The 23,571-nt window shown below is 67.9% G+C and carries 19 protein-coding genes; 13 read left to right on the top strand and 6 right to left on the bottom strand.

Annotated features, from left to right (window positions below):
• Nucleotides 1–2: 2 nt before the first annotated feature.
• Nucleotides 3–1,013: an OmpA family protein gene (locus AC1DR7_RS05345; protein ID WP_457317806.1), complete on the top strand. Its 1,011-nt coding sequence runs from the start codon at nucleotides 3–5 to the stop codon at nucleotides 1,011–1,013.
• A gap of 12 nt (nucleotides 1,014–1,025) precedes the next feature.
• Here AC1DR7_RS05345 and AC1DR7_RS05340 read toward each other — a convergent pair whose 3' ends face one another.
• Complete coding sequence (locus AC1DR7_RS05340; protein ID WP_457317805.1) at nucleotides 1,026–2,957, bottom strand: GGDEF domain-containing protein; 1,932 nt, start codon at nucleotides 2,955–2,957, stop codon at nucleotides 1,026–1,028.
• Nucleotides 2,958–3,137: 180 nt separating this feature from the next.
• Here AC1DR7_RS05340 and AC1DR7_RS05335 point away from each other — a divergent pair, with 180 nt between their 5' ends.
• Nucleotides 3,138–4,472: a sensor histidine kinase gene (locus AC1DR7_RS05335; RefSeq protein ID WP_457317804.1), complete on the top strand. Its 1,335-nt coding sequence runs from the start codon at nucleotides 3,138–3,140 to the stop codon at nucleotides 4,470–4,472.
• A 68-nt stretch (nucleotides 4,473–4,540) separates the two neighbouring features.
• Nucleotides 4,541–7,990, top strand: a complete 3,450-nt coding sequence (locus AC1DR7_RS05330; RefSeq protein ID WP_457317803.1) for a hybrid sensor histidine kinase/response regulator — start codon at nucleotides 4,541–4,543, stop codon at nucleotides 7,988–7,990.
• Nucleotides 7,991–8,014: 24 nt separating this feature from the next.
• Here AC1DR7_RS05330 and mntP read toward each other — a convergent pair whose 3' ends face one another.
• The 3 genes from mntP to acs form a co-directional block, all read right to left on the bottom strand.
• The gene (mntP, locus tag AC1DR7_RS05325) at nucleotides 8,015–8,599 is read right to left on the bottom strand and encodes a manganese efflux pump MntP (protein WP_256776320.1); all 585 of its coding nucleotides are present in this window, start codon (nucleotides 8,597–8,599) and stop codon (nucleotides 8,015–8,017) included.
• Nucleotides 8,600–9,054: 455 nt separating this feature from the next.
• Nucleotides 9,055–9,720: a response regulator transcription factor gene (locus AC1DR7_RS05320; protein WP_256776319.1), complete on the bottom strand. Its 666-nt coding sequence runs from the start codon at nucleotides 9,718–9,720 to the stop codon at nucleotides 9,055–9,057.
• A 198-nt stretch (nucleotides 9,721–9,918) separates the two neighbouring features.
• Nucleotides 9,919–11,862: an acetate--CoA ligase gene (gene acs / locus AC1DR7_RS05315; protein WP_256776318.1), complete on the bottom strand. Its 1,944-nt coding sequence runs from the start codon at nucleotides 11,860–11,862 to the stop codon at nucleotides 9,919–9,921.
• 437 nt (nucleotides 11,863–12,299) lie between these two features.
• Here acs and AC1DR7_RS05310 point away from each other — a divergent pair, with 437 nt between their 5' ends.
• From AC1DR7_RS05310 to AC1DR7_RS05300, 3 genes are all read left to right on the top strand, one after another.
• Entirely contained in the window at nucleotides 12,300–13,727 is a 1,428-nt protein-coding gene (locus AC1DR7_RS05310; RefSeq protein WP_256776317.1) for a DcaP family trimeric outer membrane transporter, read from the top strand.
• A 99-nt stretch (nucleotides 13,728–13,826) separates the two neighbouring features.
• Nucleotides 13,827–15,482 carry an MFS transporter gene (locus tag AC1DR7_RS05305; protein WP_457317801.1) on the top strand — a complete coding sequence of 552 codons (1,656 nt, stop codon included), beginning with the start codon at nucleotides 13,827–13,829 and terminating at the stop codon, nucleotides 15,480–15,482.
• Nucleotides 15,483–15,763: 281 nt separating this feature from the next.
• Nucleotides 15,764–17,179, top strand: coding sequence for a coniferyl aldehyde dehydrogenase (locus tag AC1DR7_RS05300; protein ID WP_457320958.1), 1,416 nt, complete (start codon nucleotides 15,764–15,766; stop codon nucleotides 17,177–17,179).
• Between the two features lie 192 nt (nucleotides 17,180–17,371).
• Here the strand turns inward: AC1DR7_RS05300 and AC1DR7_RS05295 are convergent, their stop codons facing one another.
• The gene (locus tag AC1DR7_RS05295) at nucleotides 17,372–17,707 is read right to left on the bottom strand and encodes a hypothetical protein (RefSeq protein WP_457320956.1); all 336 of its coding nucleotides are present in this window, start codon (nucleotides 17,705–17,707) and stop codon (nucleotides 17,372–17,374) included.
• Between the two features lie 128 nt (nucleotides 17,708–17,835).
• Here AC1DR7_RS05295 and xth point away from each other — a divergent pair, with 128 nt between their 5' ends.
• Nucleotides 17,836–18,603 (top strand): exodeoxyribonuclease III, encoded by a 768-nt coding sequence (xth, locus tag AC1DR7_RS05290; RefSeq protein ID WP_478076413.1) that lies wholly within the window; start codon nucleotides 17,836–17,838, stop codon nucleotides 18,601–18,603.
• A 55-nt stretch (nucleotides 18,604–18,658) separates the two neighbouring features.
• On the opposite strand, the gene AC1DR7_RS05285 is transcribed toward xth, so the two are convergent.
• Nucleotides 18,659–18,910 (bottom strand): GlsB/YeaQ/YmgE family stress response membrane protein, encoded by a 252-nt coding sequence (locus tag AC1DR7_RS05285; protein WP_256776306.1) that lies wholly within the window; start codon nucleotides 18,908–18,910, stop codon nucleotides 18,659–18,661.
• 90 nt (nucleotides 18,911–19,000) lie between these two features.
• Between AC1DR7_RS05285 and AC1DR7_RS05280 the strand changes: the two genes are divergently transcribed.
• From AC1DR7_RS05280 to AC1DR7_RS05255, 6 genes are all read left to right on the top strand, one after another.
• Entirely contained in the window at nucleotides 19,001–19,600 is a 600-nt protein-coding gene (locus AC1DR7_RS05280; protein WP_256776305.1) for a 4'-phosphopantetheinyl transferase family protein, read from the top strand.
• A 268-nt stretch (nucleotides 19,601–19,868) separates the two neighbouring features.
• A complete protein-coding gene (rsmG, locus tag AC1DR7_RS05275) occupies nucleotides 19,869–20,507 on the top strand; it encodes a 16S rRNA (guanine(527)-N(7))-methyltransferase RsmG (protein ID WP_256776304.1) in 639 nt (212 codons plus the stop codon).
• A gap of 210 nt (nucleotides 20,508–20,717) precedes the next feature.
• Entirely contained in the window at nucleotides 20,718–21,515 is a 798-nt protein-coding gene (locus AC1DR7_RS05270) for a ParA family protein (RefSeq protein ID WP_256776303.1), read from the top strand.
• Entirely contained in the window at nucleotides 21,515–22,438 is a 924-nt protein-coding gene (locus tag AC1DR7_RS05265; RefSeq protein ID WP_256776302.1) for a ParB/RepB/Spo0J family partition protein, read from the top strand. Before AC1DR7_RS05270 ends, AC1DR7_RS05265 begins: the two co-directional genes overlap by 1 nt.
• 35 nt (nucleotides 22,439–22,473) lie before the next feature.
• Nucleotides 22,474–22,782 (top strand): helix-hairpin-helix domain-containing protein, encoded by a 309-nt coding sequence (locus AC1DR7_RS05260; RefSeq protein WP_457320500.1) that lies wholly within the window; start codon nucleotides 22,474–22,476, stop codon nucleotides 22,780–22,782.
• Between the two features lie 41 nt (nucleotides 22,783–22,823).
• Nucleotides 22,824–23,549 (top strand): suppressor of fused domain protein, encoded by a 726-nt coding sequence (locus AC1DR7_RS05255; protein WP_256776300.1) that lies wholly within the window; start codon nucleotides 22,824–22,826, stop codon nucleotides 23,547–23,549.
• Nucleotides 23,550–23,571 lie beyond the last annotated feature (22 nt).

The raw sequence follows: 23,571 nt of genomic DNA, 5'->3' as shown, positions 1-23,571 counted from the left end.
CGATGACCACGCTTTCCCCGATTTCCCGAGTTGTCCCCGCGCTGCTGGTGGCGGCCATCGCCACCGCGCTGGCCGGTACCGCTAATGCCCAGCAGACCCGGCTGCTGCCTGAGCAGCAGCGCATCACCGACGCGGCCATCCATGCCGACCACCAGGCCTACGAGGCCACCCAGGGCCGCATCCAGGCGCTCAACGACGGCGGCCGCCCAATCCGCGACTACCACCTGTCCAAGGCGCAGTGCTGGTTGGACGTGTCCTTCCACGAGTACAGCCGCAATGACCGCAGCGATTTCCCGCAGCAGGCGCTGAGCGAGTCGGAAAAGCTGATCGTGGGCATGGAGCAGGGCGCCGCGCCGTTGCCGACCGACACCCCGCTGGTCAATGGCGCCAAGTACCTGCGCGATGACCTGTGGCAGCGCCTGCGCGTGCTGCATGGCGCGCCGGGGTTCAGTTGCGCGCAGCAACAGGTGGCCTGTGGCGAGGTCGAGCTGGTGCATGCCGGCAACGAGTTCAACCAGCAGCAGTGGCGTCATTCCAAGCCGTACATCCAGATCGCCGAGGAGCTGGTCAACGATGCCGAAGCGGCGGCACGCCAATGCAACGCGGGCACGGCGGCTGCGTCGGCGCCGATTCCGCTGGTGGCCAACGTGCTGTTCGAATTCGACCGCGACGGCTACCGCGACATCCGCACCTACTCGCTGGAAAGCGTGGACCGCGCCCTGGCCAGCGTACGCAGTGAAGCGCTGCAGCTGCGCGGCATCGCGCTGGTCGGGCACGCTGACCGCCTGCAGGGCCGTGGCTTCGATGCCAACCAGGCGTTGTCCGAGCGGCGGGCCCGCACCGTGCGCGATCTGCTGGTTGGCCGCGGCATCGATCCGGCGTTGATCCACTACGAGTACCGCGGCGATACCCAGCAGGTGCAGCAGTGCGATGGCGTGCGCCCGCGCGCGGCGCTACTGGAATGCCTGTTGCCCAATCGCCGGGTGGAAGTGCGTCTGGACGTGACGCGCTGACGTCACAGGGCCTCAGCCGCGCTGCCCGGTCGTCGCCTCGGTGGCGGCCGCGCTGGGCCGCACGGGCTCGGGTCGTGGCGGCATCCACGGCATCGGCCGGCTGCCTGCCAGCGTCACCCAGCCCAGCACCTGCGCTTCGGTCGGGTCGTGCAGCAGGTTGTGTAGATCGACCTCCATGCCGATGGCCGCGCCCCAGAGGCTGGCCCAGGCATTGTGGCCGCTGCGGTGCGCAGTCTGCAGGGCGCGGTCGGCCGCGCGCAGGCTGTCGTCCAGTTGCCCGGATTGATCGGCGAACAGCGGCAGCGGGGCCACGCCAAGGCTGGCGCTGAGGGTGATCGGCTGCCCGGGCCGGATCTCCACCAGCAGGCGCTCGATGCGGGTACGCAGGTGGTTGGCCAGCGCCTGCGCGGCGGCGTCGGAGGTATCGTGGCGTGCCACCAGGAACCGGGCGCCGCCCCAGCGGGCCACCAGGTCGCCGCGGTCCACGGCGCTGTGCAGGCAGCGCGCCACCGCACGCAGCAGGGCATCGCCACCGGCCTGGCCGTGGCGGTCGTTGAGTGCCTTGAAGTCGTCGATTTCCAGCAGCAGCAGCGCGCTGCGCCGCTGGCCCGACGCGCGGGCATCGCCCAGCAGGCGTTCGGCTTCGTGCCGGTTGGGCAGGTCGGTGACCGCATCGGTCCGGCTCAGCGCCGCCAGTTCGCGTCGCTGCCGGCGCAGGCGCAGGATCAGGAACGCGGCGATCGCCAGTACGGCCAGCAGCGCGGCGACCGCGCTGTTGCGGACCACCCGTACGCGGCCCAGGTCCTGTTCGGCATTGACCTCGGCCGGTGCGATGCGGCGCTCCGCGCTGGCCTGCAGCTTGGCCAGGCGGTTGAGGGTGTCGCCCTTGCTGCGTGCCTGATCCAGTTCGCGCGCCTGGCGGGCCACCTGCAATGCCTGCTGACGCTGGCCAAGCAGGGTATGGGCATCGCCGAGCACGTCCAGGCCATGGCGGATCTCATCCGTGAAGTTGCCGCTGTCGGCCAGCGTCTGCGCCTGTTCGGCGAGGGCCAGGCCCTTGGCTGCCTGGTCGCGGTCGAGCGCCAACCGGGCCAGGCGCTGCAGGGTGATGATCCGACCCTGTGCATCCTGCGTGGTCTGCCAGGCCAGGGCCTGGTCCAGGCCCTTCTGGGCCTGGTCCAGCTCACCGCGCACGCGCCGGATCTCGGCCCGGTGGCTGGTGATGCGGTGCATCAGCAGGTCCTGGCCACTGAGGCGCGCGCCGATCGCGGCAGCACGATCGAAGGCCGTCTGCGCCTCCTCGTAGCGCTGCATCGACAGCAGCGCATAGCCGACGTTGTAGTGGATCAGCATGTCGCCCGGGTTCGGCGGCCGGCGCAGGTGCTCGCTCAGCGCGGCGGCCTTCTGCAGGTAGGTCAACGCGCCCTGCGCATCGCCCATGGCATCGCCGCGGATCATGGCGATCTGCATCAGCGCACTGATCTGTCCGTGCACATCGCGGGTGCGCACTGACTCGTCAAGGAAGGTGCGGGTCAGCTCCAGCGCCTGGGCCTGGTCGCCGCGCCACAACAGCAGGTGCGCGGCCATCGAACGCGCACGCAGGGTGTCCTCGGCGGTGGCATCGGTGTGTTTTACGGCGGCCAGCAGGCGCTCGGGCAGGCCCGCGGTCTCCTCCAGGCGGCCCTGCGAACGCAGCCCCATCCCCAGGCACGCGATCGCGCCGATCTCCACCGAGGTAGGCAGTGTCGGTCGTGCCAGCAACGCCTTGGCGATCTGCAGCGATGTCTCCGGGGTGCTGGCCAGCAGCGCGTTGCACTGCTCCACCTGGGCGACCAACGGCATGCCAGCGCCGGCGCGCTGTGCCTGCGCAGGCGGGGTGGAAAGGGCAACGGCAACGCACAGCAGCGCAGGCAGACTGCGCCGGACAAGCGACAAGCAGTTCATGGTCCACAACATCCTGGCGGTGATCCGGCGGGGGCGGGCGTGGCTGCGAGGATGCTGCAGCGAATCGGGGTGCCGGATCGTAGAAGGCTAATATACCGGCGTTGTCGACAAAAATTGACGCCTTTGGCCCGTTCGGACCCGTCGTACATGCCGCTTCCCCCCGTATCTGACCGCCCCGTCATGGCTCCCGACGCCGTCGCCGCCGGCCTGGGCGCACGCACCGATGCCATGTTGCGCGGCCTATGGCTGCTCGTGGCCGCCTTCCACCTGCTGATCGCCAGCTGGTTGCTGCTGCGCCTGGGCGACGGGGTGGACACGCTGGTGCTGGCCCTGGCCAGCGCACACCTGGTGGTATGCGTGGCCTGCCTGGTCGAGCAGCGGCGCGGGCATGGGGTACGTGCGGCGACGCTGTTCGTGGCGGGCCAGTTGCTGTTGCTGGCGGTCACCGAAGGGTATTGGGGCTTGGCGGCGTTGTCGCGGGTGCAACTGGTGCAACTGGTGCCCGTGCTGCTCGTAGCGGCGCTGCTGGGCGCAGCGGCGTTGCGCTGGGCCACGCTGTGGGCGTGCCTGGCGATGTTGCTGGGCGCCTGGATCGACCTGGCGGGCATCCTGTTCCGCGCCGACCGCGTCGCCCACGTGGTCACCGACCTGGGCGTCTGCGTGTTCGGCTGCGTGCTGGTGGCCTGGCTGCTGCACCACAGCGTCACCGGCCTGCGCGAAAGCCTGCAGGTGGCGCGGCAGCACGGTGTGGCGCTGGCGCGCAAGCGCGATGAGCTGCAGCTGGAAATGCAGGAGAAGGAACGCTCGCGCGACCAGCTGGTGCATGCCATGAAAATGGACAACGTGGGCCGACTGGCCAGCGGCATCGCCCACGACTTCAATCACCTGTTGGCGCTGGTGCACGGCTATGTAGGCAAGGCCCGCCGCGCGCAGGATCCGGCGGCGGTGGCCGAGGCATTGCAGGGTATCGACTCGGCCGCCCGACGCGCGAGCGCAGTCAGCCGGCGGCTGCTGGATTTCAGCCGGCTGGAGGCGAGCCGGCCACAGCTGCTCGATGTTGCTGCGACCCTGGAGGCGATGGCGCCGACGCTGCGGCAAGTCTTCGGCGCGGGCATCCACTGCGACGTCGTTACCGGGCAGGGGCAATGCTGCATCCATTTCGATCCAGCGCAGCTGGAATCGATCCTGCTCAGCCTGGCGGTCAACGCCGGGCAGGCCATGCCCGACGGCGGTCGATTCGCGTTGGTGCTGGCGTGGCTGCCCAGCGTCGGCGAGGTGTCGATACAGGCAAGCGACACCGGCCTGGGCATGAGCGATGAGGTCCGTGCGCGTTGCCTGCAACCGTTCTTCACCACCAAGCCGGTCGGGCAGGGCACCGGGCTGGGGCTGGCCGTCAGTGCCAGCCTGGTGGCCGCCGCCGGTGGCCGCATCCACGTGCAAAGCCGCCTGGGCCACGGCACCTGCGTGGACATCCGCCTGCCGGCGCGCGCTGCCCCGACGGTGCAACGGTCGTGAGCAACCCGTGTAGCCGGCGGCACCTGCGCCACCGGCTACACTGGCCCCTGCCCTGACGGAATCACCCCGTGGTCTCCAGTTGGATCCTGCTGTTGGTATCGGTGGCCTATGCCGCGCTGTTGTTCGGCGTGGCGTGGTGGGGCGACCGTCGCCCGATGTACCCGGACCGGCCGTGGCTGCGCCCGGTGGTCTACAGCCTGGCACTGGCGGTGTACTGCTCGTCGTGGACGTTCTACGGGGCGGTCGGCACGGCGGTGCGCAACGGCATCGGCTACCTGCCGATCTACCTGGGCCCGCTGCTGCTGTGGTTGTTCGGCTGGCGCATCATCGAGCGGCTGGCGCTGATCGCCCGCAGCCAGAACGTGGTGTCCATCGCCGACTTCATCTCTTCCCGCTTCGGCCGGTCGCGGCGGCTGGCCGCGCTGGTGGCGGTGATCGCGCTGATCGGCATCGTGCCGTACCTGGCGCTGCAGTACAAAGCGGTGGCGATGAGCCTGCAGGTGCTGACCGGTAACGTCGGGCCGACCGGCTTTTTCACCGATCCGGCGCTGTACGTGGCGTTGCTGATGGCGCTGTTCGCCACCCTGTTCGGCACCCGCCAGGTGGATGCCACCGAACACCACCACGGCATGATGCTGGCCATCGCGCTGGAGTCGCTGATCAAGCTGATCGCGATGGTCGCGCTGGGGTTGTTTGCCTATCTGTGGCTCAACGACCGCACCGATGCGGTACTGCAGTCGGCGCATACGCTGTTCGCCGGACTGCCACCGGTCGGCTTCATCTCGCAGACGCTGCTCAGCTTCCTGGCGATCATCTGCCTGCCGCGCCAGTTCCACGTGGCGGTGGTCGAGTGCGGCGACGTGCGCGACATCCGCCGCGCGCGCTGGATGTTTGGCGCCTATTTGATCGTGATTTCGGCGATGGTGATCCCCATCGCCACGGCCGGGGTGACCCTGTTCGGCACCGGCGGCAGCGTTGCCGACGACAGCATGGTGCTGGCCCTGCCGCTGGCCGAAGGACGCAAGTTCCTGGCGCTGGTGGCCTATGTCGGCGGCTTCTCGGCCGCCACCGGCATGGTCATCGTGGCCTCGATCGCGCTGGCCACGATGGTCAGCAACGACCTGGTGATGCCGGTGCTGCTGCGTCGCAGCGGCGATCACCAGGAAGCGGCCGACGTCGCCTCGCGCGTGCTGTGGATCCGCCGCACCGCGATCCTGCTGCTGGCGCTGGTGGCCTACAGCTACTACCGCGGCAGCAGCAATGACAGCACGCTGGCCTCGTACGGGCTGATGGCGTTCGCGGCGGTGGCGCAGTTCGCGCCGGGCCTGATCGGCGGCCTGTACTGGCGCGGGGCCAGCCGTCGCGGCGTGGAAGTGGGCATGCTGCTGGGCTTTGGTACGTGGGTCTACACGCTGCTGCTGCCCGCGCTCACCCATGCCGGCTGGATGGAAGCGGCCTGGCTGGTGCGCGGTCCGTTCGGCCTGGGCTGGCTGCAGCCGCAGCATCTGTTCGGCATGAGCGGCTGGGATCCGCTGACCCACGGCACGTTCTGGTCGTTGCTGGTCAACGTGGCGGCGATGGTGCTGGTCTCGGTGCGCTGGCGCCCGGGCGTCGACGAGCGGCTGCGCGCGGCACCGTTCCTGGACCCGTATGCGCAACGGCCGTCGGTGGCCGGTGCGTGGCCCGGCAACGTGCATGTCGGCGATCTGCTCGCGCTGGCCTCGCGCGTGGTCGGTGACCGCCATGCACGGCGCTCGTTCTTCGAGCAGGCCCAGTCGATGGGCCGGGAGCTGCAGGCCTCCGCGCCGGCCGACCGCGCCTGGGTGCAGTTCACCGAACGCCTGCTGGCCGCCTCCATCGGCGCAGCGTCGGCGCGCCTGCTGCTGACCAGCCTGCTGCGGGGCTCGGGCATGGACCTGGGCGAAGTGGTGGCGGTGCTGGATGAGGCCGGGCAGGAGCTGCGCTTCAACCGCGAGATCCTGTCCACCACGCTGGAGAACATCAGCGCCGGGGTGAGTGTGGTCGACCCGGACATGCGCCTGACCGCTTGGAACCGTCGCTACCAGCAGATGTTCGGCTACCCCGACGGGATGCTGTACGTGGGACGCCCGGTGGCGGATCTGATCCGCTACAACGCCGAACGTGGCGAGCTGGGCGAGGGTGACATCGAGGTGCAGATCAACCGGCGCATCGGCTACATGCGCGCCGGCTCACCGCACATCTTCGAGCGCACCCGCAGCGACGGCAAAGTGATCGAAATGCGCGGCCAGGCCTTGCCCGGCGGCGGCTACGTGACCAGCTACAACGACATCACCGACTACAAGCACGCCGAACGCGCACTTCTGGAGGCCAACGAAACCCTGGAGCAGCGCGTGGCCGAGCGCTCGCACGAGGCCGAGGTGGCCCAGCAGTCCAAGACCCGCTTCCTGGCTGCGATCAGCCATGACGTGCTGCAGCCGTTGAACGCGGCGCGGCTGTTCGCCTCGGCGCTGCGCGAGAGCCACCACCACAACGAAGAGCAACGGCACCTGGCCGAGCGCGTGGATGCCTCGCTGCGTGCGGCCGAAGAGCTGCTGGACGGCCTGCTCGATGTATCGCGACTGGACGCCGGTGGGTTGCATCCGGTCATCGGCGATTTCGACGTGAGCGTGCTCATGCGCGAACTCGCCGCGCAGTACTCGCCGGTCGCGGCCGGACGCGGGCTGCGCATGGATCTGTTCGCGCGGCCGGCGTGGATCCGCAGCGACCGCCGGCTGCTGCGCCGGGTGCTGCAGAATTTCCTGGCCAACGCATTGCGCTATACCCGGCAAGGTCGCATCGTGCTGGCGGTACGCCATCGTGGCGATGAAGTGGAACTGCAGGTCTGGGATACCGGGCCGGGCATCCCCGAACACCACATGCAGCAGATCTTCGACGAGTTCCACCGCTACCAGCAGCCGTTCGACTGGGGCGAGCAGGGGCTGGGGCTGGGCCTGTCGATCTGCCAGCGCATCTCGCGCCTGCTCGACCACCGCCTCAACGCGCGCAGCCGGGTGGGCAGCGGCAGCATGTTTTCGATCATGCTGCCGCGGGTGGAGGCCCTGGTGCTGCCGTTCGCCGCCGCCAGCGCCCCCACTGCGCCGCCGGCCCGCACCCATTCGCTGGCGGGCATGCGCGTGCTGTGCGTGGACAACGACCAGGAAATCCTGGACGGCATGCGCGCGCTGCTGGGACGTTGGGGGGTGGAGGTGATCACCGCCAGCACCGTGGACCAGGCGCTGGAGAAGGTGGACCTGCAGCCGGACGTGATGCTGGTGGATTACCACCTGCACGATCGCCTGGATGGACTGGATACGCTGGTGGCGCTGCGCGACAAGGCCGGGCGGGCGATTCCCGGTGCGCTGTTGACTGCCGACGGGCGCGACGAGTTGAAGCGGATGGCGCGCGAGCGCGGCTACCGGTTGTTGACCAAGCCGATCAAGCCGGCGTCGTTGCGGGCGTTCCTGGCTGCGTTCCACGCACCGCGCAGCGATATGTAGCGGCGCGGTGCGTGGCGTCCTGCCTCAGGCCATGGCGCCGCTGAGGTGTTCGTACAGGATGGTGGCGCCGATGATGATCAGGATCACGCCACCGACGATTTCCGCGCGCTTGCCGACCAGGTTGCCCAGCACGCGGCCAAGCATGATGCCGGCGGTGACCATGGTCAGGGTGCACAGGCCGATGACCAGTGCCATGACGCCGATGTTGACGTCGATGAAGGCCAGGCCGATGCCGACGGCCATCGCATCGATGCTGGTGGCAAAGCCGGTGACGGCCAGCCGCCAGAAGCCGTGGTGCTTGCGGGTGTCCTCGTCGTCGCCCTCGCCACCCTCATCGGGGCGGATGCCGTTGATGATCATGTGCACGCCCAGCGCGCCCAGCAGGCCGAAGGCGATCCAGTGGTCGAAGGCTTCCACGTACTGCAGGGCCGCGCGGCCGAGCAGCCAGCCGATCACCGGGGTGATGCCTTCGATGACGCCGAAGATGAGGCCGGCGCGCAGCGCATCGGGGAAGCGGGGCTTGCGCATGGCCGCGCCTTTGCCGATCGCCGCAGCGAAGGCATCGGTGGACATGGCAAAGCCGATCAGCAGGATCGAAAGGGGGGACATTGAGGGTCACAGCAGGTTGGGCGATGTCAGGCAACGGACCGCGCTCGCGCCCAACCTGACGTTGCGCACGCGGACCGCTGGTCTCGCCAACCATCATGGTTGCCCGCACCACGGCGCACTGGCCGAGTATGTTGATACGGGCGTTTCCTCATCGCAGGAAACCGGCTACTCCCCAAGGGGACGCGAAGCTTAGCACCGGGCCAGCGGATTGGAGCGTTCACCGGCAATTGCGCAGGTAACGCTGGATTTCATAGCCCCGGCTATAAGCCGGGGCGGGTAGAGCCGAGCCATGCTCGGCTGCTCCGAAGCCGCAGATGTCATAGCCGGGCCGGGGTAGAGCCGAGCCATGCTCGGCTGCTCCAACGCCGCAGATGTCATAGCCGGGGCGGGGTAGAGCCGAGCCACGCTCGGCTGCTCTTCGTTCCGGCACCACGCCCTCCACGCACGTCGTGGCTCTATTCCTCTTCCGGCGGCAACACGATCTGTTCTTCATCGATGGCCAGCTTGCCGGCCATCAGCACCGCCTGGGTGCGGTTGGTGACCCCGAGCTTGCGCAGGATCGCGGTGACATGCGCCTTGATCGTCGCCTCGGACACGTTGAGATCGTAGGCGATCTGCTTGTTGAGGCGGCCGGCGCCGAGCATCTGCAGCACGCGGAACTGCTGCGGGGTGAGCTCGCGCAGGCGCTGGCCGATCTCGCGCTCCTCGCGCCCGGTCTGCGGCACGTTGTGCGCTTCCGGCGGGGCCCAGGTTTCCCCGTCCAGGATCGTCCCCAGCGCGTGGCCGATGGTGTCCGAGTCGGCGGATTTGGGGATGAACCCGAACGCGCCGTGGTCAAGCGCGCGGCGCATCACCGTCGGCTCTTCGCGTGCCGACACCACCACCACCGGCAGCTGCGGGTGCAGTGCCCGCATGTGCACGAGCGCGTTGAATCCCTGCGCACCGGGCATGTTGAGGTCCATCAGGACCAGGTCGGCGTCGGTGTGCTGGTCGGCCAGCTGGTACAGCGCTTCCACGCTGTCAGCCTCGAACAGCTGCACGCCAGGGATGACGCGTTGCACGGCACCGCGAAGGGCTTCGCGGAACAGCGGGTGGTCATCGGCAATCAGGAGCGTTGTCATGGTGGGGGCCATGTTGCGGAGGCGTGCAGCGACGCAACGAAAAGTGTATCGAGATGACAGCCCCCTGAGTCAGGGGGCGGCCGCGAAGCGGCGGGGCGTGGGTGCTGGGGAGACCAGGCCCACGATCCGTTTGCGGATCGTGGGAGCGGCAGCGCACACGCGATGCCGCGGTCCCATCCTGCGCCTGGTGCCGCGGAACTACCTCACCTTGCGTTCTTCCACCAGCGAGGCCACGACCGACGGATCGGCCAGGGTCGAGGTGTCGCCAAGCTGGTCCGGTGCGTTCTCGGCGATCTTGCGCAGAATGCGGCGCATGATCTTGCCCGAACGCGTCTTGGGCAGGCCCGGCGCCCACTGCAGGTGGTCGGGCGCGGCGATGGGACCGATCTCCTTGCGTACCCAGGCGATCAGTTCCTTGTGCAGTTCATCGCTGGGCGTCTCGTCGGCGATCAGGGTCACATAGGCGTAGATGCCCTGGCCCTTGATGTCGTGCGGGAAGCCGACCACGGCCGCTTCGGCCACCTTCGGATGCGACACCAGCGCGCTTTCCACCTCGGCGGTGCCGATACGGTGGCCGGACACGTTGATCACATCATCCACGCGGCCGGTGATCCAGTAGTAGCCGTCCTCGTCGCGACGGCAGCCATCGCCGGTGAAATAGCTGCCCGGGTAGGTGCGGAAGTAGGTGTCGATGAAACGCTGGTGGTCGCCGTAGACGCTGCGCATCTGGCCCGGCCACGAATCACGGATGATCAGGTTGCCCTCGGTGGGGCCGTCCTGGATCTCGCCCTCGGCATTGACCAGCGCCGGCTGCACGCCGAAGAAGGGCAGCGTGGCCGAGCCCGGCTTGAGGTCGACCGCACCGGGCAGCGGCGAAATCAGGATGCCGCCGGTCTCGGTCTGCCACCAGGTATCCACGATCGGGCAGCGGCTGTCGCCGACGACCTCGTAGTACCAGCGCCAGGCCTCGGGATTGATCGGCTCACCGACGCTGCCGAGCAGGCGCAGCGAAGCGCGCGACGTACGCTTGACCGGTGCATCGCCCTCGCGCATCAACGCGCGGATGGCGGTCGGGGCGGTGTAGAAGATGCTCACCTTGTGCTTGTCGATCACCTCCCAGAACCGCGAGGTGGTCGGGAAGTTGGGCACGCCTTCGAACATCAGCGAGGTTGCGCCGTTGGCCAGCGGACCGTACACGATGTAGCTGTGGCCGGTGACCCAGCCGACGTCGGCGGTGCACCAGTAGATGTCATCCTCACGCAGGTCGAACACCGCTTCATGGGTGTAGGCGGCGTACAGCAGATAGCCGCCGGTGGTATGCAGCACGCCCTTGGGCTTGCCGGTGGAACCGGAGGTGTAGAGGATGAACAGCGGGTCCTCGGCGTTCATCCGTTCCGGCTCGCACTGCGCCGGCTGCGGATCGACCACGTCATGGAACCAACGGTCGCGCGGGGCCTGCATGTCCACCGCGCCGCCGGTGTGGCGCACCACCAGCACGGTTTCCACGGTGGTGGTGCCCGGCAACTTCAGCGCGGCGTCGACGTTGGCCTTGAGCGGGATCCGACGGCCGCCACGCAGGCCTTCGTCGGCGGTGATGATCAGCTTGCTGGCGCAGTCGATCACCCGGTCGGCGATCGAGTTGGGCGCAAAGCCGCCGAACACCACCGAATGCACCGCACCGATGCGCGCGCAGGCGAGCATGGCCACGGCCGCATCGACGATCATCGGCAGGTAGATGGTGACCCGGTCGCCCTTCTTGACGCCCAGGTTGCGCAGCGCATTGCCGAGCCGGCACACGCGCTCATACAGCTCGCGATAGGTGACGCCCTGCGCAGGTGCATCGGGGCTGTCCGGTTCGAACAGCAGGGCGACTTTGTCGCCACGCTGATCAAGCTGGCGGTCCAGGCAGTTGACGCTGGCGTTGAGCTCGCCATCTTCGAACCACCGGATGCGGAAATCGTCGAGATCGTAGCTGACGTTCTTGATCGTGGTCGGTTTCTTGAACCACTGCAGGCGCTCGGCGGCCTTGCCCCAGAACGCATCGGGGTTTTCCAGCGACTCCCGATACAGCTGTTCGTAAGTGTTCTTGTCAATGCGCGCCTTGGCGGAAAAATCCGCCTTGACGGGGTAAAGATCAGCCATGGCACCCTCACTTGCAACAGGACTTGGGTTGTGCGGTCGCAACATAAGGTGCGACCTCTCCCCCTCAGTTTGCCGCATCCACCCTGCTTCGCGGTGGCTGGGTGGTTAGACCATGGTCGAACGCGGCAGGAACGCCGGGAACGGGTCAGGTTGGAGCGTGCGGTGTGGGCAGCAAGCGGCTGTCGGTGGGTGCCGGGTGCGTTTGGGCCCGTGGCAAGGGGGCGTGGCGCTATCTGTGAGGAAGAGCGTACCGACCAACGGTCGGTACCTACCCAAGTGCCTGTGGCACCTGCCGGTCGCCGTTGGCGTCCGGGTCGTGCCCGCCCGGCGGGCGAGTACGACTAATGGCCAATAGCCGTTGCGGGCGGGGCGGCCCCACTGTCGGCTGGACCGTGCACAGCGCGGCGTTCGCATTGCCACCCGGGAGAGAGGGCAACATGAGCCACCGTTTATTGAAGACGACACGCCGGCCGTTGGCGGCCGCCCTGTTCGTCGCATTGATCGCACCAGGCGTCGCATTCGCCGATACCGCCAAAGAGAAGGCGCTGGAAGCACGCATCGCCGAACTGGAGCGCCAGGTGCAGATGCTGGTCAACACCAGCCAGCAGCAACAGAGCCAGATCAGCCAGACCCAGACCGAGGTCACCGCGGTGAAGACCGTGCAGGCCCAGCAGCCGCTGGCCGCGCAGGTGCCCGCCGGCAAGCAGCCGATCCAGGTCACCACCATCACCCCGGGCGCGGCGCCGGGCACCACGGTCAAGATCGGTGGCTTCATCAAGGCCGACTTCCTGGCCACCCAGACCAGCGACGGCCAGCTTGCCGACGATGCCACCGGGCGCGCGCTGTACCTGCCCGGTCAGACCCCGGTCGCCGGTGCCGGCGGCAGCGGCAAGCGCTCGGACGTGGACTACAACGCCCACGCCAAGTTCTCGCGCTTCAACCTGGGCATCGACAACGTCAGTGACGCCGGCAACAAGGCCGGTGCGTTCTTCGAAATGGACTTCTTCGGCAATTCACTGGGCAACCAGACCGCCACCAACACCTATGGCGTCACCCTGCGGCATGCCTACATGTACTGGAACAACTGGCTGGCCGGCCAGACCTGGTCCAACTTCATGGATGCGGCCTCGCTGCCGGAAGCGGCCGATTTCGTCGGTCCCACCGATGGCGTGCTGTTCGTGCGCCAGGCGCAGATCCGCTACACCCAGGGCGGCTTCAGCGTCGCGCTGGAAAACCCGGAAACCACCGTGCTCACCGGCACCCGCAACCCGATTACCGGCGCGTGGACCAACGTGGCCAGCAACTCCGATCGCGGCGCCCTGCCGGATCTGACCCTGCGCTATGGCTGGAAGGGCGACTGGGGCACCTTTGGCGTGGGCGCGGTCGTGCGCCAGCTCAAGGTGGACAACCAGACCACCAATGCCGATGCGGACAAGATCGGCGGCGGCCTGACCCTGGGCGGCAAGTGGGTGATGGGCAGCACCGACACCCTGCATTACCAGATCAGTGGCGGCGAGGGCATCGCCCGTTACGTCGGCCTTGGCGTCACCGCCGATACCGCCTACGACATCGCCCGCGACGAACTCAACCCGACCGGCGTGCTGGCCGGCTACGTCGGCTGGCGCCACGCCTTCACCCCGAAACTGCGTACCAACCTGATCTACGCGCGCAGCGACTACGACAACGATGGCAGCCTTGGCCCGCTGGTCACCAAGAGCGTGCAGAGCATCCGCGGCAACATCTTCTACACGCCGATGCCCAAGGTCGATATCGGCGCGGAATACATGTACGGCGTGCGCGAGATCGAGGACGGTCGCAAGGGCGATATCAACCGCCTGCAGTTCACCACCAAATACAGTTTTTGAATGCGTGCCGACCCACGGTCGGCACTCCAAAACTAGAAACCACCTGACCAACACTGCGATTGCCGACCTACGGTCGGCACTACCGAGGGGAAGCATCCCATGTCATCCACACCCGTACCCGCAAAACCGCAACTTACCCAGGGACACAAGAAGGTCATCTTCGCGTCCAGCCTGGGCACTGTCTTCGAGTGGTACGACTTCTTCCTGTACGGCTCGCTGGCGGCGATCATCGCCAAGCAGTTCTTCAGTGGCGTCAACGAAACCACGGGCATGATCTTCGCCCTGCTGGCCTTTGCCGCCGGCTTCTTCGTGCGTCCGTTCGGCGCGGCGTTCTTCGGCAGCCTCGGCGACCGCATCGGCCGCAAGTACACCTTCCTGGTCACCATCCTGATCATGGGCATCTCGACCTTCCTGGTCGGCGTGCTGCCCAACTATGCGTCGATCGGCTTCGCCGCCCCGGTGATCCTGATCATCCTGCGCCTGGCCCAAGGCCTGGCGATGGGCGGTGAGTACGGTGGCGCGGCCACCTATGTCGCCGAGCATGCGCCGGCCGACAAGCGTGGCCTGTACACCAGCTTCATCCAGTGCACCGCGACGCTGGGCCTGTTCATGTCGCTGCTGATCATCCTGGCCTGCCGCTACTTCCTCGGCAACGAGGCCTTCGAAGCCTGGGGCTGGCGCATCCCGTTCCTGGTCTCCATCGTGCTGCTGGGCGTGTCGGTGTGGATCCGCCTGCAGCTGAGCGAATCGCCGCTGTTCCAGCAGATGAAGGCCGAAGGCAAGGGCTCCAAGACCCCGTTCCGTGACAGCCTCAAGGACGGTAACCTCAAGCTGATGCTGCTGGTGCTGCTGGGTGCCGCCGCCGGCCAGGCCGTGGTCTGGTACGGCGGTCAGTTCTACGCGCTGTTCTTCCTGAGCAGCATGCTCAAGGTCGATGCCACCACCTCCTACCTGCTGATCGCCGGTGCGCTCGCGCTGGGCGTGCCGTTCTTCATCTTCTTCGGCTGGCTGTCCGATCGCATCGGCCGCAAGAAGATCATCCTGGCCGGCTGCCTGTTGGCCGCCATCACCTACATCCCGATCTTCAAGGGCCTGACCCACTTCGCCAACCCGGCCATCGAAGAAGCGCGCACCAATTCGCCGGCCCTGGTCGTGGCCGATCCGAACACCTGCTCGTTCCAGTTCGATCCGGTCGGCATGCGCAAGTTCACCAGCTCCTGCGACGTGGCCACCGCGGCACTGACCAAGGCCGGCGTGCCGTATGAGGTCAAGCCGGCCGCCGCCGGTACCCTGGCGATCGTCAACGTGGGCAGCGCCAGCGTCGCCTCCTACGAGTCGGCCGGGCTGACCAAGGAAGACGGCAAGGCCAAGGCCGATGCGTTCGGTGCCGAGTTGAAGACCGCGCTGACCGCCGCCGGCTATCCGGCCAAGGCCGACAACGCGCGCATCAACATCCCCGGCACGATCTTCATGCTGTGGCTGCTGGTGCTGTACGTGACCATGGTCTACGGCCCGATCGCCGCCTACCTGGTCGAGCTGTTCCCGACCCGCATCCGCTACACCTCGATGTCGCTGCCGTACCACATCGGCAACGGCTGGTTCGGTGGCTTCCTGCCGGCGATCTCCTTCGCGCTGGTGGCCGGCACCGGCAACCTCTACTACGGCCTGTGGTACCCGATCATCATCGCGTTGATGACGGTCGTGGTCGGTGGCTTGTTCCTGAAGGAAACCCGCGGGGTGGACATCACCAAATAACGGTGAGCCGCACAGAATGAAGACGGGGCCGCGATGCAGATCGCGGCCCTTTTCGTTCCCGGTAGTGCCGGCCGCTGGCCGGCAACCACGCATACCCTTCCGAAGGCGACGTACTGCCGGCCGCTGGCCGGCTCTCCATGCGCTTTCGGAGGCGCATGTGAGGCTGCCGGCCAGCGGCCGGCACTACCGTTGCGCTTTCGGAGGCGCATGTGCGGTTGCCGGCCAGCGGCCGGCACTACCCCGTGACACGCGCTCACGCAGCGTCTCGCTATAGTCGCCCCATGAGCGATGCCCACACCGATCCCACCGCACTGCCGGCGATCCTGCAGACCCTGCGCAGCGCCTGGCAGGCCAACCGCCCCTCGCTGGACCAGCGCCGCGACGACCTGCAGCGACTGCGCGCCGCGTTGAAGGCGCAGTTGCCGCAGATGGCCGAGGCCATTTCGGCCGACTTCGGCCACCGCTCCCCCCACGAATCGCTGATCGCCGACGGCATGACCGTGCTGGGCGAGATCGATCACCTGCTCAAGCACCTGCGGCGCTGGGCGCGCCCGCGTCGGGTCGCCGTGGGGGTACGGTTCTGGCCGGCGCGCGCGCAGACCCGCGCGGTGCCGTTGGGCGTGGTCGGGGTGATCTCGCCGTGGAACTACCCGGTCAACCTGGCGCTGATACCGCTGGCCACCGCGATCGCCGCCGGCAACCACGTCATCCTCAAGCCGTCCGAACACACCCCGCGCACCAGCGCGTTCCTGCAGGCATTGCTGGCCGAGGTGTTTCCCGCGCAGCGCGTGGCGGTGGTGCAGGGCGACGGCGCGCTGGCCGGTGCGCTGGCCGGCTCGCCCCTGGACCATCTGGTGTTCACCGGCTCCACCGCGATCGGGCGCAAGGTCATGGCCGCCGCCGCGCCGCACCTCACCCCGTTGACCCTGGAGCTGGGCGGCAAATCGCCGGCGATCGTCTGCAGCGACTATCCGCTGGACAAGGCCGCCGCGCGCCTGGCCACCGGCAAGTGGTTCAACGCGGGTCAGACCTGCATCGCACCGGATTACGTGCTGATCGATGGCGCCCGCCAGCGCGAGCTGGTGCAGCAGCTGCAGACCCAGGTGCGTGCGCGTTACGGCGATTTCAGTGATGCGTCGGACTACACCCGGATCATCCATGAAGGCCAGTACCAGCGGCTGCGTGGCTACCTCGACCAGGCCCGCGAACGCGGCGTGCCGGTGATCGAACTGGCCGCTGTCGATCCCGAACGCGCCGCGCGCGAACGCCTGATCGTGCCGACCATCGTGCTCGACCCGCCTGCCGATCTGGACCTGATGCAGGAGGAGATCTTCGGCCCGATCCTGCCGGTGTGCGCCTACCCGGACCTGGACGCGGCGCTGGCCGAGGTGCAGGGCCGCGACCGGCCGCTGGCGCTGTACGTCTTCAGCCAGCAACGCGCCACCGTCGAGCGCGTGCTCGGCCAGGTGGTGGCCGGCGGCATCACCGTCAACGACACCCTGCTGCATTTCGCCATCAACGACCTGCCGTTCGGCGGCGTTGGCCCGAGCGGCATGGGCGCGTATCACGGTCGCGCCGGCTTCGACGGGCTCAGCAAGCAGCTGCCGATCCTGTGGCAGTCGCGCTGGGCCGCCAGCGACCTGCTCAAGCCGCCGTATTCGAAGATCGCCGGGATGTTGAAAGCACTGCTGCGCTAGCGGGCAGCGCATCCCAACGGTAGAGCCGAGCCATGCTCGGCTGCGTCTGTCACCGCCCATGACCCGGCAAACTGCGTCGAACGCGTCGAACGCGTCGAACGCGTCGATGGTCCGATGGTCCGCCCCGTTCGGCTCAAGCTTCCGTGCGGCCACGTCCGAATCCGCCCGAATCAGGCCGAGTGAAAGGAACGATCAGCATTCAGGCCGCGAGCGCCGGCCTTCGTGGAACCACGCATAGGCAGCCGCCTCCAGATCGCCTTCCGATGCGATCACCGAACCATCTTCGTCCAACACGGTGTAGTGGCGCTGGTCGCCTCCCAGCGCAGCGCTGCCATCGAGCCCGAGAAGCAGGGTGTACAGGGCATCGGTGGCGAACACATCGAGCATGTCCCGCAATTGGTGTGCCTGCGCAGGTGACAGTGCCATGGCGGCGATCCGTGCGGCTGATTCCGTTCCCGGGGCCCAGGCGGCGGCCAACAGTTGTTCTTTCTCTGCGTACCACTTGGCTACGAAGGCATCTGCGTCCATGGGGTTTCCGTGCGATCAGGGGCCACAGCCTAACGTGCGCAACGGCGATGCAGCTGTCCACGATGCCCGGGCTCGGGCTGCACACGGCCGCCGGCCAGCGGCCGGCACTACCCGGTAGAATGGCGCCCATGAAAATCGCCTCCTGGAACGTCAATTCGCTCAACGTGCGCCTGCCGCACCTGGAACAGTGGCTCACCGCGTTCGCGCCGGACGTGGTCGGCATCCAGGAAACCAAGATGGAGGACCACAAGTTCCCCGACGCGGTCCTGGCCGGGCTGGGTTACCGCAGCGTGTTTGCCGGGCAGAAGACCTACAACGGGGTCGCGCTGCTCTCGCGCGAACCGGCGCAGGATGTGCAGATCGRCATTCCCGGCTTTGAGGACGAGCAGAAGCGCGCCATCGCCGGCACCGTCAACGGCGTGCGCATCATCAATCTGTACGTGGTCAACGGTCAGGATGTGGGCACCGACAAGTACGAATACAAACTGCGCTGGCTGGACGCGGTGCACGCCTGGGTGGCTGCCGAACTGCAGCAGTACCCCGRGTTGGTGGTGATGGGCGATTTCAACATCGCCCCGGACGCGCGCGACGTGAACGACACGCTGGTGTGGAACGAAAACCACATCCTCACCTCCACCGCCGAGCGCGGCGCACTCAACAAGCTGCTGCAGCTCGGCCTGCATGACGCGTTCCGCCTGCACAGCGAGGAAGAAGGCGTGTTCAGCTGGTGGGATTACCGCGCGGCCGGTTTCCGCCGCAACCTGGGCCTGCGCATCGACCTGACGCTGGTCTCCGACGCGCTCAAGGCGCGCGCCATCGCCTCGGGCATCGACCGCGAGCCGCGCACCTGGGACCGTCCCAGCGACCACGCCCCGGCCTGGGTGCAGCTGGGCTGACAGAAACGACAAGGCCCGGCGATGCCGGGCCTTGTCTGGATCCATCGCGCGTTGGTCAGCGGATGCTTTTGCGCGTGAACAGATTGACCAGGGCGAGCAGGATCACCGCACCAATCAACGAGAACAGGAACGTACGGATCGTGATCGCTTCGTTGATGCCACCGCCGAACAGGAAACCGGCGATCAGCGCGCCGACGATGCCGACCACGATGTTGAGGATGATGCCCTGCTGTGCGTCGCGTCGCATGATGATGCTGGCAAGCCAGCCCACGATGCCACCAACGATCAACCAGATGATGATGCCCATAGTCTTGACTCCCAGGTTGTGTGAACGACCGGGCCAGTTGACGTCAGCCGCCGTGAAATCACCGTGCAGCCGTCCTCACCGGGTGCAGGCATGAGGGTGGCTACCGCCCTTGGCGGCCCGTGGCGGTTCGGTCCGGTCACGGTCTGGTGCCTGCCGCACGTCAACGGTACGCGCGGCGAGCCGCAGGCTCGGGTGTTGCTGGCCGACCAGCTCGGCGCCGACCCGCAGACCCTGCCACTGCAGCGCGACCTGCGTGGCCGCCCGGAGCTGCACGACGCGTTCTCGCACCTGGGCACCGGCTGGAGCCATAGCCATGGCCTGCTGCTGGTTGCGCTGGGCGAGGGCGTCCGCCTGGGCGTGGACCTGGAGCCACTGCGGCCGCGGCCGCGCATGCGCGAGATCATCGAACGCTTCTTCCACCCGGCCGAAATCGACTGGCTGCTCGGCCTGGACGAACCCACCCGCAACCCGTGGTTCTTCCGGGTGTGGTGCGCCAAGGAAGCCATCCTCAAGGCGCAGGGGCAGGGCATCTCCTTCGGCCTGCACCGCCTGCAGCTGGCCCCCACACCTGACGGCGCCCTGCACCTGGCCTGGTGCGACCCCGAGCTGGGCGACGCCGGCCGCTGGCACCTGCACGAATGGCAGGCCGCCGCCGACTTCCGCGCCGCGTTGGCCTGGCACGCGGTCTGAGCTGAGCCGGGGTTGCGGCGGTTGGCTGGTGAAGGCGCCGATCATTGCCGCGCTGCGCGCGGCCAGCCGAGCATGGCTCGGCTCTACCTATGGCCAGCCGAGCATGGCTCGGCTCTACCTATGGCCAGCCGAGCATGGCTCGGCTCTACGTATGGCCTGGCGGGCAGGGCTCTGCGCTACCCGCGGCCAGACCCACACCCGCCCTCCGTGGCGGAATCCGTGTGCGGCTCTTGCCCTTGCCCCGCTTTCGACCTGCGATAATCGCCGCATGACCGAACACACCCTCCCGGCCGGCGTGGCCGAAGCGCTCGAGCGTGGCCTGGCCGCGATGGACCTGGACGCCGCCCTGGCGCCGCCGCTGCTCACCTACCTCACCCTGCTCGACCGCTGGAACCGCACCTACAACCTCACCGCCATCCGCGATCCGCTGGAGATGGTCACCCGCCACCTGCTCGACTCGCTGGCCATGCAGCCCTACCTGGAGGCCGGCACCCTGGCCGACCTCGGCACCGGCCCCGGCCTGCCCGGCATCCCGCTGGCCATCGCCCGCCCGCAGCTGCAGGTCACCCTGGTCGAAAGCAACGGCAAGAAAGCCCGCTTCATGCGCGAAGCCGTCCGCCAGCTCGGCCTGGGCAACGCCCGCGTGGCCGAATCGCGCGCAGAGGCACTCGCCGAGCCGGGCGCCTACGACCACCTCACCGCGCGCGCCATGGACACCTTGGCCGGCATCATCGACGTCGGCGGCCATCTGCTGCGCCCCGGCGGCCGCCTGCTGGCCATGAAGGGCGTCTACCCGCACGACGAAATCGCCCAGCTGCCGGCCGGCTGGCAGGTCGAACAAGTGCTGCCCCTGCATGTCCCCGGCCTCACCGGTGAGCGCCATCTGGTCGTGGTGGCCGGTCCCTGAGCACATCGGCGTGCGCCCGTCGTCGTGACCGGCGCGCGTTCTCATAAGCGCCGCAGCGCCCGCCGTTGCTGCCGCTGCGGTGTCCACCGGGCGCATCCGGGGCCGCCGCGCGAGGTCGTGGGCGCCCACCGGCGCGCATCTCACAGTGCATGACACGCCCCATATACGCATAATGACCAGTCCCACTCCCTGCCGATGAGGCTCACCCGCATGGCCCGCATCATCGCCATCGCCAACCAGAAAGGTGGCGTCGGCAAGACCACGACCGCTGTCAATCTGGCCGCCTCCCTGGCTGCTGCACCCAGGCGCGTGCTCCTTGTCGACCTGGATTCGCAGGGCAACGCGACCATGGGCAGTGGCGTGGACAAGCGTGAAGTGGCCGCGTCCACCTGCGACCTGCTGCTCGGCGAAGCCACCGCGGTCGAAGTCCGGGTCACCACCCCGGAGGGTTTCGACCTGCTGCCGGGCAACATCGACCTGACCGCCGCCGAGATCCAGCTGATGGACCAGGGCGAACGGGAGCAGCGCCTGAAGCGCGCCCTGGCCCCGATCCGCGACGAATACGACTTCATCCTCATCGACTGCCCGCCGGCGCTGTCGCTGCTGACCCTCAATGCGTTGGCCGCCGCCGATTCGGTGATCGTGCCGATGCAGTGCGAGTACTACGCGCTGGAAGGCCTGAGCGCGCTGGTGGAAACCATCGAAGCGCTGCGCGCCAACCTCAATCCCAGCCTGGAGATCGAGGGCGTGCTGCGCACCATGTTCGATGTGCGCAACAACCTGGCCAATGCGGTCTCGGCCGAATTGACCGACCACTTCGGCGACCGCGTGTTCCGCACCATCGTGCCGCGCAACGTCCGCCTGGCCGAAGCGCCCAGCCACGGGCAGAGCATCGTCGGTTACGACCGCGCCTCGCGCGGTGGCGTCGCCTACCTCGGCCTGGCCGGGGAAATCATCCGCCGCCACCAACAACGCAATAAGGCCGACAAGGCCCTGGAGACCGCCTGATGAGCACCAAGCCCGCCCTCGGCAAGAAACGCGGCCTCGGCCGCGGCCTCGATGCGCTGCTGGGGCCCAAGGGCGCGGTGACTCAGGTGCAGGCCGCGGCGGTGATCGAACCGCTGCCCGGTGAAGTGCTGCGCAAGCTGCCGGTCGGCCAGCTGCAGCCGGGCAAGTACCAGCCGCGCCGCGACATGGATGAGACCAAGCTCGCCGAGCTGGCCGAATCGATCAAGGCGCAGGGCGTGATCCAGCCGATCCTGGTCCGCCAGCTTGGCCCGGACAGCTTCGAGATCGTCGCCGGCGAACGGCGCTGGCGCGCCTCGCAGCTGGCCGGCCTGGACGACGTGCCGGTGGTGGTGCGCGAGCTGGAAGACCGCACCGTCATCGCGATGGCGCTGATCGAGAACATCCAGCGCGAAGACCTCAACCCGCTTGAAGAAGCCGAGGCGCTGCAGCGCCTGATCAGCGAATTCGCGCTCACCCACGCCGAGGCCGCCCAAGCCGTCGGCCGCTCGCGCGCGGCGGTGTCCAACCTGCTGCGCCTGCTCGAGCTGCCGATCGCCATCCGCCTGCTGCTGGAAACCCGCCGGCTGGAAATGGGTCATGCCCGCGCGCTGCTGACGCTGGCGCCGGAATTGGCCAGCAAGCTGGCCCAGGAAGCGGCCGACCAGGGCTGGTCGGTACGCGAAGTGGAACACCGCGCGCAGCAGTTCGCCGCCGGCAAGGTGCCGGGCGCGATGCGCAAGAAGCCGACCGCCAGCGCCCCRCAGGCCGACATCGCCTCGCTGGAGACCGAACTGTCCGAATCGCTGGGTGCGCGCGTGGCCATCAACCACGGCCGCGGCGGCAAGGGCAAGCTGATCATCCATTACACCGACCTGGACACGCTGGATGGCGTGCTCGAACGACTCCGCGTACAGAAGGGCTGAGTCCCCCGCCTGCGCAAGAGGATCACCCCACCGTAATGAACCCCACCAAGGTCGACCGCAACCATCTGTTGCGTCTGACCGACCTGCCGAATGTCGGGCCGGCCTGTGAGAAAGATCTGCGTCTGATCGGCATCCGCGTGCCAGCGCACCTGCGCGGCCGCGATGCCTATGACATGTATGCGCAACTGTGCCTGCGCACCGGCGTGATGCACGATCCCTGCGTGATCGACGTGTTCCTGTCGATCCTGCGCTTCATGCAGGGCGAGGCGCCGCGCCCCTGGTGGGATTTCAGCAAGGAACGCAAGGCCACGCTGGCCAGGGATGCCCCGCTCACCTTGTGGTGAGCCAGCACCTGGGCCACGGTGGTCATCACCAGGAGCCACTGATGAGCAATGAACACGACGAACTGAGCCCGGGCGGCAGCCCGATCCTGCTGCACACGCAGGAGAAAGACTTCGCGCCGGCCCACGGCGAGGAATGCATCGAGCAGATCAGCGCGCATATCGAGCAGCACCTGGGGCCGATCTCGGGCGTCTTCCACGAGATCATTTCCGATGCGGTGCACATCGACGTACACGTGGTCCCGGCCACCGACGCGTTCCCGCACCTGCGGCTGGTGACGTCGGGCATGAGCGACCTGCCGATGACCCTGCCCGAGGGCGTGGAGGCACCGCAGCACATGGAGCTGATGGTCACCCTGCCGGCCGACTGGCCGATCCAGCACGCCGATTTCGAGGACGAGCGGTACTACTGGCCGATCCGCCTGCTCAAGGGCCTGGCGCGGCTGCCGCACAAGTTCGATACCTGGCTGGGCTTTGGCCACACCGTGCCCAACGGCCATCCGGCCGAGCCCTATGCGCCGGGCGTGGGCTTCGACGGCGCGATCGTGCTGCCGCCGGTGAGCGCGCCGGAAGACTTCGGCCACCTGGTGATCGATGCACACAAGACCATCGTCTTCATGACGCTGGTCCCGCTGTATCCGGAAGAGATGGCGCTGAAGTTGAAGAAGGGCAGCGATGCACTGCTGGACCGTTTCGACGCCAAGGGCATCAAGGATCTCATCGACCCGGCGCGCGTCAACGTGGCCAGGAAGCGCTTCGGGTTGTTCTGAGCCCGGCGCATCGGCGATATCC

It is taken from the genome of Stenotrophomonas sp. P5_A9 (genome assembly GCF_056400525.1).
Note: the sequence above shows the minus strand (reverse complement) of the source record. Positions and strands in the feature narration are given on the sequence as shown.